15 protein-coding genes are annotated in these 14,439 nt (G+C 73.9%); 12 read left to right on the top strand and 3 right to left on the bottom strand.

The annotated features are described in order from the left end of the window. Nucleotides 1–410: 410 nt before the first annotated feature. Both ACFYZZ_RS43695 and ACFYZZ_RS43700 read right to left on the bottom strand, forming a co-directional pair. Entirely contained in the window at nt 411–572 is a 162-nt protein-coding gene (locus ACFYZZ_RS43695; RefSeq protein WP_389189182.1) for a DUF6059 family protein, read from the bottom strand. A gap of 445 nt (nt 573–1,017) precedes the next feature. After that, the gene (locus ACFYZZ_RS43700; RefSeq protein ID WP_389189185.1) at nt 1,018–1,266 is read right to left on the bottom strand and encodes a hypothetical protein; all 249 of its coding nucleotides are present in this window, start codon (nt 1,264–1,266) and stop codon (nt 1,018–1,020) included. Between the two features lie 426 nt (nt 1,267–1,692). On the opposite strand from ACFYZZ_RS43700, the gene ACFYZZ_RS43705 reads away from it, so the two are divergent. From ACFYZZ_RS43705 to ACFYZZ_RS43735, 7 genes are all read left to right on the top strand, one after another. Next, nucleotides 1,693–2,646, top strand: a complete 954-nt coding sequence (locus ACFYZZ_RS43705; protein WP_389189188.1) for an aromatase/cyclase — start codon at nt 1,693–1,695, stop codon at nt 2,644–2,646. Between the two features lie 26 nt (nt 2,647–2,672). Then, nucleotides 2,673–4,457, top strand: a complete 1,785-nt coding sequence (locus ACFYZZ_RS43710; RefSeq protein ID WP_389189191.1) for an acyl-CoA dehydrogenase — start codon at nt 2,673–2,675, stop codon at nt 4,455–4,457. 55 nt (nt 4,458–4,512) lie between these two features. Then, nucleotides 4,513–5,322: a 4'-phosphopantetheinyl transferase family protein gene (locus tag ACFYZZ_RS43715; RefSeq protein ID WP_389189193.1), complete on the top strand. Its 810-nt coding sequence runs from the start codon at nt 4,513–4,515 to the stop codon at nt 5,320–5,322. A 183-nt stretch (nt 5,323–5,505) separates the two neighbouring features. Beyond that, nucleotides 5,506–7,113: a condensation domain-containing protein gene (locus ACFYZZ_RS43720; protein WP_389189196.1), complete on the top strand. Its 1,608-nt coding sequence runs from the start codon at nt 5,506–5,508 to the stop codon at nt 7,111–7,113. 33 nt (nt 7,114–7,146) lie between these two features. Continuing rightward, nucleotides 7,147–7,287: a hypothetical protein gene (locus ACFYZZ_RS43725; protein WP_389189198.1), complete on the top strand. Its 141-nt coding sequence runs from the start codon at nt 7,147–7,149 to the stop codon at nt 7,285–7,287. 3 nt (nt 7,288–7,290) lie between these two features. Beyond that, on the top strand, nt 7,291–7,794 hold the full coding sequence (locus tag ACFYZZ_RS43730) for a hypothetical protein (protein ID WP_389189201.1): 504 nt from the start codon (nt 7,291–7,293) through the stop codon (nt 7,792–7,794). A gap of 75 nt (nt 7,795–7,869) precedes the next feature. After that, nucleotides 7,870–8,286, top strand: coding sequence for a pyridoxamine 5'-phosphate oxidase family protein (locus tag ACFYZZ_RS43735; protein ID WP_389189203.1), 417 nt, complete (start codon nt 7,870–7,872; stop codon nt 8,284–8,286). 116 nt (nt 8,287–8,402) lie between these two features. On the opposite strand, the gene ACFYZZ_RS43740 is transcribed toward ACFYZZ_RS43735, so the two are convergent. Then, nucleotides 8,403–8,903: a nuclear transport factor 2 family protein gene (locus tag ACFYZZ_RS43740; protein WP_389189206.1), complete on the bottom strand. Its 501-nt coding sequence runs from the start codon at nt 8,901–8,903 to the stop codon at nt 8,403–8,405. A gap of 165 nt (nt 8,904–9,068) precedes the next feature. Here ACFYZZ_RS43740 and ACFYZZ_RS43745 point away from each other — a divergent pair, with 165 nt between their 5' ends. The 5 genes from ACFYZZ_RS43745 (at nt 9,069) to ACFYZZ_RS43765 (ending at nt 14,439) form a co-directional block, all read left to right on the top strand. Continuing rightward, nucleotides 9,069–10,541, top strand: a complete 1,473-nt coding sequence (locus tag ACFYZZ_RS43745) for an FAD-dependent monooxygenase (protein WP_389189209.1) — start codon at nt 9,069–9,071, stop codon at nt 10,539–10,541. A gap of 50 nt (nt 10,542–10,591) precedes the next feature. After that, a complete protein-coding gene (locus ACFYZZ_RS43750; RefSeq protein WP_389189212.1) occupies nt 10,592–11,290 on the top strand; it encodes an antibiotic biosynthesis monooxygenase family protein in 699 nt (232 codons plus the stop codon). 340 nt (nt 11,291–11,630) lie between these two features. Beyond that, entirely contained in the window at nt 11,631–11,960 is a 330-nt protein-coding gene (locus ACFYZZ_RS43755) for a TcmI family type II polyketide cyclase (RefSeq protein ID WP_389189215.1), read from the top strand. Beyond that, complete coding sequence (locus ACFYZZ_RS43760; RefSeq protein WP_389189217.1) at nt 11,957–13,228, top strand: beta-ketoacyl-[acyl-carrier-protein] synthase family protein; 1,272 nt, start codon at nt 11,957–11,959, stop codon at nt 13,226–13,228. Before ACFYZZ_RS43755 ends, ACFYZZ_RS43760 begins: the two co-directional genes overlap by 4 nt. After that, nucleotides 13,225–14,439 (top strand): ketosynthase chain-length factor, encoded by a 1,215-nt coding sequence (locus ACFYZZ_RS43765; protein WP_389189220.1) that lies wholly within the window; start codon nt 13,225–13,227, stop codon nt 14,437–14,439. The genes ACFYZZ_RS43760 and ACFYZZ_RS43765 overlap by 4 nt, the downstream gene beginning before the upstream one ends.

Below are 14,439 nucleotides of genomic sequence, written 5' to 3' on the forward strand. Positions count from 1 at the left end.
CGGTACGGGTTCACGCTTGACGAGGAGGGCGTGGACGGGGCCGAGACGCCCCGGCGGTACATCAGCCTTGTCGGGCGCGCGCCGGCGGAGCATGGGGCCGCGGCGGCGGAGGGCAGCGGGAAGGGGACGTGCCCCCGGCTGCCGGCCCGGACCACCGTGGTGATGGCTCCGGTGCAGGAGAGGACCAGGTCGGCGGCCCAAGGCAGCGGGCTCCGTACCGGGACCGTGGTGTGAGGGCCGCCGCCGGGTCGGGGATGGGCGATCCGGTCGGCCGGGCCGGCCGACCGCCTCCCTGCCGGACGCCCGTCGGCGCATGTGACAGGGCTCCGGTATGTCGATCCGCCCGGCTCAGCCCCCCGCCCGGGGAGCGCGCCGCAGCTCGCGGCGCCGCAGTCGGCCTTTCAAGTGGCTCAACGGTCCTCGGGGCACAGCCGTTCGGGGTGGCCGGGCGGCGGGGCGCCGTACCCGGGCTCACGCTCCAGGCGGGCCTCGAGCTCGCTCTCGCCGACGTGCAGGAGCCCTAGGACGACGAATCCGTCCCACAGGGCGCGGACGAGGGCAAACGGGTTCACGGCACTCACCTTCGGTGGTCGGCCGCCGGACGGCGGGGGCGGGGGCGGCGCGGGGAGGTGCCGCGCCGCCGTGAGGGCGGGGCGCGGCGCGCCGGAAGGCCAGGCGGCGGCTGCCGGGCCGTCGGGCGCGGTGCCGCGACGAGCCGCGTGCGGCCACGGTCCGCCCGGGTGCTGGAGGCCCGGCCCAGGCGGGGTGGAGCGGGACCGGAGGCGGGCACGGGGCCGGCGGGGCTGCAGCCGAGCTGAACCGGCGTGCGGACGCTGGTGGGCAGACGGGCGCCCCGGCCGCGTGGCCGGTCGGGTCGCGACCCGTGGGACGACGAGGAGGACACGGCATGACCATTGACGCTTCGAAGAGGCCCGGCCGGCGCGGATCGTGCCCGCGGACGCGGGGTGGCGCGGCGACGACTTGACGGTGGAGGACATCGAGGACCTGGTGGCCGAACTACAGCCGGCCCGGGAAGGCGTGGCGGGTGCCGACGCCCGCCGTGCGGCGCTGCAGGCGGAGCGATTCGCCGACGAGATCGCGTTCCTGGGGCTCGGGCCGCTGGCGGTCCGGCTGGTGCGGACGCCGCCGGGCGGTCCGCGGGACGGGCTGGGACGACTGGCCGCGCGGTCCGGCGGGGCGGATTCCGAGGCCGGGTTCCCGGCACCGCCCGAGGTGGCGCTGGAGCGGCTGGGGGGACCTGCTCACCGGGCTCGTCGACCGGAGACCGCGATCGGCTCCGGGACACCGCTGGCGGCGCCCGTCAGGGTGACGCCACCTGAGTGGCCCCCGGGGACGAGTGTCCGGGCTCCGGCTGGAGGAACGCTCGAGCCCCGGCCCGGGCGGGACCCGTCCGCCCTACCCGCTCGAGCCGGGCTCCGTGCGGATTCGACCCAGCCCCGGACCAGCCTCGAGCGGCTCCGGACAGGGTCGTTGACACGCCCGCCGGTCGAGGCGGATTCCAGAAGCGCTTGCCGCCTCGACGCGCGGCGGGCGGGAGTGCCGGTGCGAGGACACCGGCACGAGTGGATCCGTGCCGGCCGGGGGTCGGAGCCCGACCGGCACGGCCACGGCGCCCCGCCCGCACGCGGTGGTCGGAGCGGGCCGGAGTACTGAACGAGGAGGGTGTGGAGGATGTCGGATGCGCGAGTGCACCGCACGGTCCACGAAGTGATCGCGGCGGCCCCGGCCGGTGTGCTGTACGGGCTGATCGCGGACGCCACACGGTGGCCGCTGTTCTTCCCGCCCTGTGTCCACGTCGAACAGCTCGACTTCGACGGGACGCGGGAGCGGCTGCGTATGTGGGCCACGGCGGGCGACACCGTCAAGTCCTGGATCTCCAGCCGCCGTCTGGACGTGCAGCGGCTGCGCGTGGAGTTCACCATGGACGTGCCCGCCGCCCCCGCCCGGTTCATGAGCGGGGTGTGGACCGTGGAGCCGCTGGGCGAGTGCTCCCGGGTGACCCTGGAGCACTCCTTCACCGTCGACGGCGACAATCCCGCCGACGTCGCCTGGATCGAGGACGTCACAGCCGCCAACAGCAGCTCCCAGCTCGACCGGCTGGCCGAGATCGCCCGGCTCTGGACCCGGCTGGACGACCTGGTGTGGTCCTTCGAGGACACCCTCCACGTCAACGCCCCCGCCGAGCTGATCTTCGACTTCCTGTACGAGGCCGAGGACTGGCCCGCCGAACTCCCCCACGTCACCCGCCTCGACCTGGTCGAAGACGAGCCGGGCGTGCAACTGATGTCCATGGGCAGCATGTCCGTCGACGGCGGCACGCACAGCACCGAGTCCGTGCGGATCTGCTTCCCCAGCGCCCAGCGGATCGTCTACAAGCAGACCCGCACCTCGTCCTTGCTCACCGCGCACGCGGGCGAGTGGTCCATCGAGCCCGACGAGACGGGCGTGAACCTGACGGCCCGCCACCACGTGCTGCTCGACGAGGACAGCATCGAGCGAGTGCTCGGCGAGGGCACCGACGCCGTCGCCGCCGGCCACCACGTGCGCGACGCGCTCGGCAAGGCCGGCCTGTCCGTACTGCGGTACGCCACGCAGTACGCCCTCGGCGCGGTCCGCGTCCTGTGAGCGCGGCCGGGACCGACCAAGCCCCCGTGCGGGACACCCACGCCCCCGCACGGGACATTCCTCCCGGTACCGCAGCCGGTACCGCCGCCCGGGTACGGGCCGCCGCGGGCGCGCCGCGGGCCACCGAGCCGCTGCGGGCGGCCCGGCTGGAGGCCGTGCTCGGCGACCCGTTCGACCCCGCGAACCCGCACGGGCACCTCGCCCTGCTCCGCGCCGACGAGGCCCGCGAGACGCCTGAGGCCACCGAGGCGCTGCTCGCGGAGGCCGGGATGGCCGCCGAGTTCGTCCCCCGGGACCTCGGCGGTCGGCTCGCGGGCCTGGAGGAACTGGCCCGCGTCCTGAGGCCGCTGTTCCGCCGCGACCTGGCCCTGGGCTACGGCTTCGGCATCACGTCCCTGTTCGCGGCCTCGTCGGTGTGGACCGCCGGGGACGAGGACCAACGGCGCTCCCTGGCCGACGTGCTCCTCGGCGGCGGCCGCGTGACGATCGTGCACCGCGAGGTGGCGCACGCCAACGCGATCCTGCGCAACGAGATGGGCGCCGATCGGCGCCCCGGCGGCGGGTGGCTGATCGGCGGCCGCAAGGACGTGGTCATCAACGCCCACCGCGCGGACGCGTTCGTCATGTACGCCCGCACCTCGCGCGAGGGCGGGCCCCGCAGCCACTCCGTGCTGGTACTCGGCCCCGGTGCGCCGGCTGCCGGCGAGGTGCGCCGACTCGGCCGGGTGGAGATGCCCGGCATGCGCGGGGCGCACTTCTCCGGTCTCGAACTCGACGGCGTGGCACTGCCGGACGACGCGCTGGTCGGCGAGGTCGGCGACGGGGTGTCGCTGGCCCTGCGCAGCTTTCAGACCAGCCACTGCCTGATCCCCGGCACCGTCCTCGCGGGCGTCGACAGCGTGCTGCGGTCGGCGGTGCGCGCGGTCACCGAGAACCGGCCGGACGGACGCCCCTCCCGCCGCTGGCAGAAGGTGCTCGCCGGGGTCTTTGCCGACCTGCTGGCCTGCGACGCCATGGCGGTCACCGGGCTGCGGGCGATGAGCCTGATGCCCGAGGAGTCGTACCTGCTGGGCGCGGCCGTGAAGTACACCATGCCGGACCTGCTGCGCGAGGACCTGGAGGAGCTGGCCACGGTGCTCGGCGGCCGCGGCTACGACTGCGGCCCGCGGTACGGCGGCTTCCAGAAGCTCGTGCGTGACCTGCCGGTGGCCGGCCTCGGGCACGCGGGCACCGCCGTCTGCCAGGCGGTGATCGTGCCGCAGCTGCCGGCCCTGGCCCGGTCGGCCTGGTTCCGCACCTCGGAGCCGCCCGCCGAACTGTTCCGGCCGGGCGCGCCGCTGCCCCCGTTCGACCACCGGCGGCTGGCCCACTCCGGTACGGACGACCTGCTCACCGCCACGCTGGTGGGGGTCACGGGCCGCCTGGAGGGCTGTACCGGGCCGGGGTCGCTGGAGGCGGCACTGGCCGACCTCGCGCGGGCCTTCGTAGCGGAACTGCGGGTGCTGCGCGCCCGGTGCGCCGCGCTCAGCGGGGCCTTCGACCCGCAGGCCTGCGCTCTGGCCGACCGCTACGCGCTGGTGCTGTCCGCAGCTGCGGTGCTGGGGGTCTGGGAGGGGCAGGCGGCGGCGGGCGACCCGTTCCTCGGGGATCCGGCCTGGGCGGTGCTCGCCCTGAGCCGTATCGGCCGCCGGCTGGGCATCCCGGTGGCGGACCTGCCCGACGGGGTCGTCGAAGAGGTGCTGGGCGAGGCGCTGCGCCGCTGCCGGCAGCGGCGCAGCCTCGACCTGTACGGGACGCAGCTCGCGGGCTGACACCGGCCGCCGCCGCGGGACGGGGCGGCCGGCACGAGATCGCAGGGAGGCGACGATGAACCAGGTGACGTGTGCCGTACCGATGCACGTGCCACGGCCGGACGGGCCGTGGCACGGAGTGCGGGAGAGCCTGGCGGAGCTCGGCAACGCGGTGGTCTACACGACGTGGACCGAATGGCTGCCGAGCGTCCTGACGGCTCCCCGGCTGCGCGAGCTGCTGGGCTCGGACTGGGAGCGCTACCGCCGCACCCTCGACCCCACCGTCCGCTACCGCTTCGCCGCCGCCCGGCTGCTCATGAAGTGCACGGCCGGGGCGGCCCTCGGGATCGAGCCGGAGTACCTGGACCTGGCCTATCGGCTGGGCGGGCGCCCGTACCTGCGCGGCTTCGACCAGATCGAGCTGAGCCTGTCGCACACCGGGGACCTGATGGCCGTGGGCCTCAGCCGCACCGGCCGGATCGGGGTGGACGTGGAGCCGACCGGGCGCACGGTTCGGCTGGACCTCCTGGAGGCGCAGATCCTGACCGCCACCGAGGCGGCGGAGATCGCGGAGCTGCCGGAGGAGCAGCGGGTGCCGCACGCGCTGAGGCTGTGGACCCTGAAAGAGGCGTACACCAAGGCGCTGGGGCAGGGACTGCGGCTCGGCTTCAAGGAGTTCGGCTTCGGGCGGGGTCTGAAGCTGCACGCTCCGGACGGCAGTGCCGCCACTCGGGGCGAGTGGGGGTTCGCCACCCACGAGGTGATGGGCCGCTACCTGGTGAGCACCGCCTGCCACGACGCAGGACTGTGCACCGCGGACGACACGTCCGCCGGCACCATGCTCGACCAGGGCTTCCTGTCGGCGATGAGCCTGAACGGACGCTGATCCAGCGGGTTTCCAGCGATTCTGAGGCGCTGTCCCAGCCGTGTCAGCGGTCCGTCAGCGGCTTGGCAGCGGGGTGCGTCACGGTGGGCCCGGGAGTTCCGCGCCCTACGTGGCCGGTTGCTTCCCGGACCCCGGCCGAACGGCCGGCCAGCGTATACGGGACGAGCGCCAGAGGAGGCGGACATGGCGATGCCCCGCCGCCCGCGCGCGGAGCAGCGACGAGCCGGCCACGGTGCCTCCGCCTCCGGGGCAGCCGGCTCCCCGCGTCCGCGGGAAGGCCGCCCTGCCCAGCCGCCCGGCCTGCCGGTGACCTGGCAGCAGCACGACCTGTTGCTGGACTCGTTCGACCACCGCGGCACCGGTCGGCACGTCGAGCAGGTCTCCTGGCGCTGGCGCGGCCCGCTGGACGCGGAGCGGTTCACGGCCGCCTGGCAGTCGGTGGTCGACCGCGAGACGGTCCTGCGGGCCGCCTTCGCCTGGGAACCCGAGCCGCACGTGGTCCTGCACGAGCGGGCCACCGCCGAGGTGGTGCGCCACCCGGCCGGCAGCGTCGGCTGGGACGAGCTCGTCGAACGCGACCGGCTGCGCGGCTTCGACCTGCGCCGCCCCGGCCCGCTGCGTGTCACGCTGCTGGACGAACCGTCCGGCGGCGGGGGCGCAGGGCCCGCCGAGGGCCCTGGTCTGCCTCCCGGTGCGGACCGGGAGCCGGACGCGGCCGGGGCCGCCACCCGGGTGCTGCTCACCTTCCACCACGGGCTGCTCGACGCCTGGAGCGTGTCCGTCCTCATCGACGAGTTCTACCGGGCGTACCTGGCCGGCGGCGCGCTGCCGGGCCTGGAGCGGCGCCCCGACGTGCGGGACTGGTCCCTGTGGCTCAGCCGCCAGGACCCGGGCCCCGCCCGGGAGTTCTGGACCCGGACCGTGCCGGCCGGGACGCCCGCCGTGCTGCCCGCCGCGCCGGGACCCGACACCCTGGAGAGCGGCTGCGGGCGCGCCGAGGCGCGCCTGACCGCCGTCGAGGCCGACCGGCTGCACCGCTGGGCCGCAGCCCAGGCGCTGCCCGACTCCACTGCGCTGCAGGCGGCGTGGGCGCTGCTGCTCTACCGCGCCACGGGCGCGTCCGGTCCCGCACAGGTCGGCTTCGGCGTGACCGTCTCGGGGCGCGGGATCACCCTGGACGCCGTCGAGCGGCTGCCCGGCCCGCTGCGCAACTGCCTGCCGATGTCGGTGCAGGTCGATCCGGGGCAGCGGTTCTTGCGGCTGCTGACCGGGCTGCGCGACCGGGCTCTCGCCATGGCCGCGTACGAATGGGTCTCGGCCGGCCAGATCCACGAGTGGACCGGCCGCGCCACCCGCGGCGGCCGTCTGCTGGAGAGCCTCGTCGCGGTGGAGAGCGCGCCGCTGCGGCAGCCGGAGGCGCGCGCCGAACTGGCCGCCGGCGGCGTGCGGGTGGACCCGCCGAAGGCGAGCGGGGTGCACACCGCGTTCCCGGTGGCCCTGTTCGCGCACCGCGAGCCGGACGGCGCGCTGACCCTGAGCGCGCTGCACGACCGGGCCCGGATCTCTGCCGCCGATGCGGGCCGGCTCGTCGGGCATTGCGTGCGCCTGCTGACCGCGCTGCCGCGCACGGACGAACGGACCACGGTCGCCGAGGTGCTCGCCGCGCTCGCCGGCCACGCGCTGCCGCGGATCGCCGTGCGGCGCCGCCCGGCCGCCGAGCCGGGCGCCCGCGGACGGCTGCACTCGATCGGCGGGCGAGCCGCTGTCGAGCCGGTTACGAGCCGGTCTTGACAGCGTGGGCGACACACCGTGAAGGAGTCGCCCATGTACATCGAGGAGCTTGGCGAGAACGAGACGGCCGTGTTCGGGCTGGTCCCCGTGGGCACGCCCCCGCCGCTGTTGCTGGCCGGGGCGGACGACGAGGACGACGCCGAGTCCTTCACCCTCGTCCGCGGCATTGACTAGCCGATGTCCGAACTGTCTCCGCCGGCGGAGGCGTTCGTCGGCCATCTCGTCTTCCTGCCGGGGGAGCAGCTCCTGCAGGGCGCCGGACGCGGGCCGGTGACCCGTCCCGCGTACCCGGCGTTCCAGGCCCGCGCGGCGCACCCGGGTGGTGCGCAGCAGCCGCCCCGGACGGGGTGTCCGGTCGGCGGGGCGCACCCGGCGGGCGGCGCGTACCCGGCCCTCCCGCCGGCCGAGCAGGCCGCAGGGGCGCTGCGGGTGGCCGCCGCCCGGCTGCGCCGGGTCACGTGGTGCATCGTGCGGGGCCGGATCCCGCCGGCTCCGGTGCCGGCCGCCATCACCGCCGAACCGGCCGGCACCGGCGGCGGGGCCGACGTCGTCACCACGGTACGGGAGGCCGCCCACCACGACGCGTTCCTGTCGGTCGCCGTAGGCGCCGAGAGGTACGCGTCCGCAAGCGCTGGTGTGCGCGACGGACGCGGCGCCCCGGGTGCCGCCTCCGCCGGCTGACACCGCCCCGAGGGGCGCGGCCGGCCGCGCCCCGTGGAGCCGACGTTCGCGTCGGAGGAAAGGATGTTTCGCACGATGTCGCTGTCGAAGCAGGGCCGCAGGCCCGAGGCGTCCGCCTCGATCGAGGCGTTCCTCGCCGCCCCCCAGCACGTGGCCGCGCTCACCACCGTCCGGCCCGGCGGGACGCTCCACATGGCGCCCGTACGGTTCACCTGGGACGCGGCCGCCGGCCTCGTCCGGGTCATGACGGTGGCGTCCTCGCGCAAGGCCAGGAACCTGCTCGCGGCCCCGGGCAGTCGGGTCGCGCTGTGCCAGGTTCACGGGTTCACCTGGGTCACGCTGGAAGGCACCGGCACCGTCGTGACGGACCCGGCGCGGGTGGCCGAGGGCGTCAGGCGGTACACCGAGCGGTACAGGTCGGCGCCGCCGAACCCGCCCGGCCGGGTGGTCATCGAGATCGAGGTGGACCGGGTGCTCAGCCTCAACGCCTGACCGGGTCCGGGACGCGGACGACGACACCACGCGCGCGCGGCGGCGCCGGGAGGCTCCTCCCGGCGCCGCCGCGCGTCGCGTTCCGTCCCCTTCCCGAGCGCCTCGCCCTGCGCGCCTCACGCGTCCTTCGGTGGCGGGCTGCCGTCCGCCCACAGCAGGCGGAAGGACAGCAGCGTCAGCCGCCAGCCCCGCGGGGTCCGCCGGGCCTCGCCGTTGACGAACGTGCCGGTGGCGAACAGCGGCGGCAGGTCGCCCTGCGGGCGGGCGTGGTACGGGTGGTGCACGTGCGTGGACAGCAGGTTGGCCCGCAGCGTCGCCCGGTCGCCGTCGAGGACGACCAGGGCGGGGGAGCCCAGGTGCTGGGTGGCGGCGAAGGCCGACAGGGCGGCGCGGTGGAACTCCGCCATGCCCTCGGCGCCCTGATGGCGGCTCATCGGCGGGAAGGCGACGACGGCGTCCGGGGTGAACAGCTCCGCGGCCCAGGCGTCGTCGAGTTCCTCCTCGTCGAGCGAGACCAGGTAGCGGTCGAGCAGGGACGCCACGAGGGCCCGGGACTCCGCCGCGGTCTCCGCAGCGGCTCCGGTATCGGAACCGGCGGGGGTGTGAGTGGAGGTCATGCCCGAGAATGCGCCCGCGCGCACCCGTGCGGGCAACCCGCCTGACAAAGATCTGACGTAGCGGACCTTTTTCTGTCATTGCTTTTCAAAGGCCTGTACAGCTCGCTATTTACGCCCTGATCGAGCCCTCGCGATACTGGGCGCACACCAGTGGGAAGAGGGCAGATGAGCACCTTTGATGCGGACGTCATTGTCGTGGGAGCCGGTCCCACCGGACTCATGCTCGCGGGCGAACTGAGGCTCAATGGAGTCTCGGTCATCGTCCTCGACAAGCTCGCGGAGCCCATTCGAGAATCCCGCGCCCTCGGATTCTCGGCGCGTACGATCGAAGAATTCGCTCAGCGCGGCCTGATATCCCGTTTCGGTGAGGTCGGTGTCATTCCCGTCGGCCACTTCGGCGGCGTGCCGCTCGACTACCAGGTGCTGGAGGGCGGATCGTACGGAGCCCGCGGCATCCCGCAGGCCCGTACCGAGGGCGTCCTCGGTGGCTGGGCCCGGGAGCTGGGCGCCGAGGTCCGCCGCGGTGTCGAGGTCCTCGGTCTGGAGCAGGACGCGGACGGCGTCACCGTGACCGGCGCGACCCCGGACGGCACCGTGACCCTGCGCGCCCGGCACGTCGTGGGCGCCGACGGCGCCCGCAGCGCCGTGCGCAAGCTCGCCGGCATCGACTTCCCCGGTACCGAGCCGGCCATCGAGCTGCGCTTCGCCGACGTCGCCGGCGTCCAGCTGCGCCCCCGCTTCAGCGGCGAGCGCGTCCCCGGCGGCATGGTGATGGTCATCCCCATGGGACCGGACCGCGCCCGCGTCATCTACTTCGACAGCGCCCAGCCGCTGCGCACCGCCGACGGCCCGATCACCTTCGACGAGGTCGTCGAGGCCTGGCAGCGCCTGACCGGCGAGGACATCTCCGGTGCCACCCCGCTGTGGGTCAGCTCCACCACCGACAACTCCCGCCAGGCGTCCGAGTACCGGCGCGGCCGGGTCTTCCTGGCCGGCGACGCCGCGCACATCCACCTGCCCATCGGCGCGCAGGGCATGAGCGCGGGCGTCCAGGACGCGGTCAACCTCGGCTGGAAGCTGGCCCTGGACGTCAAGGGCCAGGCTCCCGAGGGCCTGCTCGACACCTACCACGCCGAGCGGTACCCGGTCGGCGCCCGCATCCTGACCAACACCCTCGCCCAGCGCATCCTCTACCTCGGCGGGGACGACATCACCCCGCTGCGCGAGGTCTTCACCGAACTGGTCGAGAACCACGAGTCGGTCCGCCGCCACCTGGTCGGCATGGTCACCGGCCTCGACATCCGCCACGCGACGGTCCCGGGCGAACACCCCCTGCTCGGCCGCCGCCTGCCCGACCGCGAGCTGGTCGTCGACGGAGAGAAGACCTCCGCCTTCGCGCTGCTGGCGGCGGGGCGGGCCGTACTGCTGGAGCTCGGTGACGGCCTCGGCCTGCGCGAGGCGGCCGCGGGCTGGGCCGACCGCGTCGACGTGCTCCGCGTCGACCACCCCGACTGCGCCGCACCGGTGGACGCCATCCTCGTCCGCCCTGACGGCTACGTGGCCTGGGTCGCGCCCCTCGGCGCCGGCTCCGAAGGCCTCGTCGACGCCCTCTCCCACTGGTTCGGTCCCGCCGAGTAAGCGCGTTCCCGTCCGGTCTCGTCCCACCCTTTCAAAGGAAGCGAAGAAGAATGCCTTTCATCTCCGTCGAGGACAAGCACCTCACCGTCCTCAACCTCTTCACGACCGACAAGCCCGAGAACCAGGACCGCCTGATCCAGGAGATGACGAAGATCGTCGACGCGGCCGCGTACGAGGGCTGGATGTCCTCGACCGTCCACGCCGGGGTCGACCAGCCGGGCACCGCGAACTTCATCCAGTGGCGCAGCGGCGAGGACCTGGAGAAGCGCTACGCGGGCGACGAGTTCAAGCACCGCACCCTGCCGGTCTTCTCCGAGATCACCACCTCGATCAGGCTCCTCCAGAACGAGGTCGCCTACGTGCTGACCTCCGACGAGCTCGGCGGCAAGGTCGAGATCGGCCCGCACCGCGACGACTACACCAGCATCGCCGTCTTCACGGTCACCGCCGACGGGCAGGACGAAGCCATCGAAGCCCTGGGGGCCGGCCAGGAGTTCATCAAGGACTTCCCGGGCTTCCGGGCGAACGTCGTGCTCAAGGGCCTGCGGGCCCGCGGCCTCGACGGCACCTTCGTCGTCACGTACTCACAGTGGGACAGCAAGGAGGCCTTCGAGGCCTTCCGCGACCAGGCCCCGGAGCAGCAGTCCGAGGCCCGCAAGGCCGCCGTGGGCCGGCTCCGCGCCGTGCTCGACGGCGCCCCGTCCACCAACACGTACAAGGTGGTGCACACCCGCGCTGCCGGCGAGTGATCCGGCGCGCCGACCACGGCGCGACCGCCCGCACACGCCGCTGCCCGCACACGCCCCCGGACGCCCGGCTCCCCGCTTCGGGGGCCGGGCGTCCCGCGCACGTGCCCGCGCCGCGTACCGCCGTACGTCCCGGGACCCGGCCGCGTGCGCAACCGTCCGCCGAAGCGTTCGGCGGGCGCCCCGCCGTCCCGCTCCGGTGGAATTCGAGAATGCTCCGGGCGTGGCCCTATCGGCATGCGGGACCGTCGAGGTGGCTGGCGAATGCAGTTTCGGCCACGGAATCTCAAGGCTCGGCCTGACCGCGATCCCCTCCCACGCAACCGCTGAGGAGCTACACCGTATGCACAGCACGCTGATTGTCGCCAGGATGGCAGCGGCATCCGCCACCGATGTGGCCAAGCTGTTCTCCGACTTCGACGCGACGGAAATGCCTCACAGGATGGGGACGCGCCGCCGCCAGCTGTTCTCCTACCGGGGCCTGTACTTCCACCTCCAGGACTTCGACGAGGACAACGGGGGCGAGCTGATCGAGCAGGCGAAGTCCGACTCGCGCTTCGTCCGGATCAGCGAGGACCTCAAGCCCTTCATCGAGGCCTACGACCCGAAGACCTGGCGCTCACCGGCCGACGCCATGGCGCAGCGCTTCTACACATGGGAGGCGAACGCGTGAACCGGCGACGCGTAGTCATCACCGGAATCGAGGTGATCGCGCCCGGCGGTGTCGGCAAGGAGAAGTTCTGGAGTCTGCTGAGCGAGGGCCGAACGGCCACCCGCGGGATCACGTTCTTCGATCCGGCGCAGTTCCGCTCCCGGGTGGCCGCCGAGGTCGACTTCGACCCGCACGCGCACGGCCTGACCCCGCAGGAGGTGCGCCGCCTGGACCGGGCCGCGCAGTTTGCGGTCGTCGCCTCGCGCGGTGCGGTCGCCGACAGCGGCATCGACCTCAGCGGGTACGACCCGCACCGCATCGGCGTCACCGTCGGCAGCGCCGTCGGCGCCACGATGGGTCTCGACGAGGAGTACCGGGTCGTCTCCGACGCCGGCCGACTCGACCTGGTCGACCATGCGTACGCGGTGCCGCACCTGTACGACTACATGGTGCCGAGCTCCTTCGCGGCCGAGGTCGCCTGGGCCGTCGGTGCCGAGGGCCCCTCCACCGTGGTCTCCACCGGCTGCACCTCCGGCATCGACTCGGTGGGCTACGCCATCGAGTTGGTGCGCGAGGGCACCGCGGACGTCGTGATCGCCGGTTCGTCCGACGCGCCGATCTCGCCGATCACCATGGCCTGCTTCGACGCGATCAAGGCGACCACCCCGCGGTTCGACGAGCCCGAGCGCGCCTCCCGGCCCTTCGACGGCACCCGCAACGGCTTCGTCCTGGGCGAGGGCACCGCCTTCTTCGTCCTGGAGGAGCTGGAGAGCGCCAAGAAGCGCGGCGCCCACATCTACGCGGAGATCGCCGGCTACGCCACTCGCTCCAACGCGTACCACATGACGGGCCTGCGGCCCGACGGCGTCGAGATGTCCGAGGCGATCAACCTCGCTCTCGCCGAGGCCCGGCTCAACCCCGAGGCCATCGACTACATCAACGCGCACGGCTCGGGAACCAAGCAGAACGACCGCCACGAGACGGCCGCGTTCAAGCGCAGCCTCGGCGACCACGCCTACCGCACGCCGGTCAGCTCCATCAAGTCGATGGTCGGGCACTCGCTCGGCGCCATCGGTTCCATCGAGATCGCCGCGTCGGCGCTGGCCATGGAGTACGACGTCGTGCCCCCGACGGCCAACCTCAGCACGCCCGACCCCGAGTGCGACCTCGACTACGTCCCCGTGATCGCGCGCGACCAGCTCGTCGACGCGGTCCTCACGGTCGGCAGCGGATTCGGCGGCTTCCAGAGCGCCATGGTGCTGGCCAGCCCCGAAAGGAGCCTCGTATGACCACGTCGGTGGTGGTCACCGGCCTGGGCATCGCCTCCCCCAACGGGCTCGGTGCCGAGGACTACTGGAACGCGACCCTGGGTGCGAAGAACGGCATCGGCCGGATCACCCGCTTCGACCCGGCCGGCTACCCGGCCAAGCTGGCCGGCGAGATCCCCGGCTTCGCCGCCGAGGACCACCTGCCCAGCCGGCTGCTGCCGCAGACCGACCGGGTCACCCGGCTCGCGCTGGTCGCCACGGACTGGGCGCTGGCGGACGCGGGCGTCGACCCCAAGGAGCAGCCCGAGTTCGACATGGGCGTCATCACGGCGTCCGCGGCCGGCGGTTTCGAGTTCGGCCAGGGCGAGCTGCAGAGCCTGTGGGCCCGCGGCAGCCAGTACGTCTCGGCGTACCAGTCCTTCGCCTGGTTCTACGCCGTCAACAGCGGCCAGATCTCGATCCGCAACGGGATGAAGGGCCCCTCCGGGGTCGTCGTCAGCGAGGGCGCCGGCGGCCTCGACGCGGTCGCCCATGCCCGCCGCCAGATCCGCAAGGGCACCTCGCTGATCGTCACCGGCGGCGTCGACGCCTCGGTCTGCACCTGGGGCTGGGTGGCGCAACTGTCCACGGGCAAGCTCAGCACCAGCGACGAGCCCACCCGCGCCTATCTGCCCTTCGACCGCGAGGCCTGCGGCTACGTGCCCGGTGAGGGCGGCGCGATCCTCATAGCCGAGGACGCCGACACGGCCCGCGCCCGCGGCGCGCACATCTACGGCGAGATCGCCGGCTACGGCGCGACGATCGACCCCAAGCCGGGCAGCGGCCGCGAGCCGGGCCTGCGCAAGGCGATCCAGATCGCGCTGGCCGACGCCGGGGTGCCCGCCGGCGAGGTGGACGTGGTCTTCGCCGACGGTGCCGCAGACCCGGCCCTGGACCGGATCGAGGCCGAGGCGATCAGCGCCGTCTTCGGACCGCGCGCCGTCCCGGTGACGGTGCCCAAGACCATGACGGGCCGCCTGTACTCGGGGGCCTCGCCCCTGGACCTGGCCGCCGCGTTCTTCTCGATCCGCGACGGGGTCATCCCGCCGACCGTGCACGTCGACCCATGCCCGGACTACCCGCTGGACCTGGTCCTCGGCCAGCCGCGCAAGGCCGAGGTGCGCACCGCCCTCGTCCTGGCCCGCGGCAGCGGCGGCTTCAACTCCGCCATGGTCGTCCGCGCCGCCGACTAG

It is taken from the genome of Streptomyces sp. NPDC001816, assembly GCF_042892235.1.
In the GTDB taxonomy this organism is placed as follows: domain Bacteria; phylum Actinomycetota; class Actinomycetes; order Streptomycetales; family Streptomycetaceae; genus Streptomyces.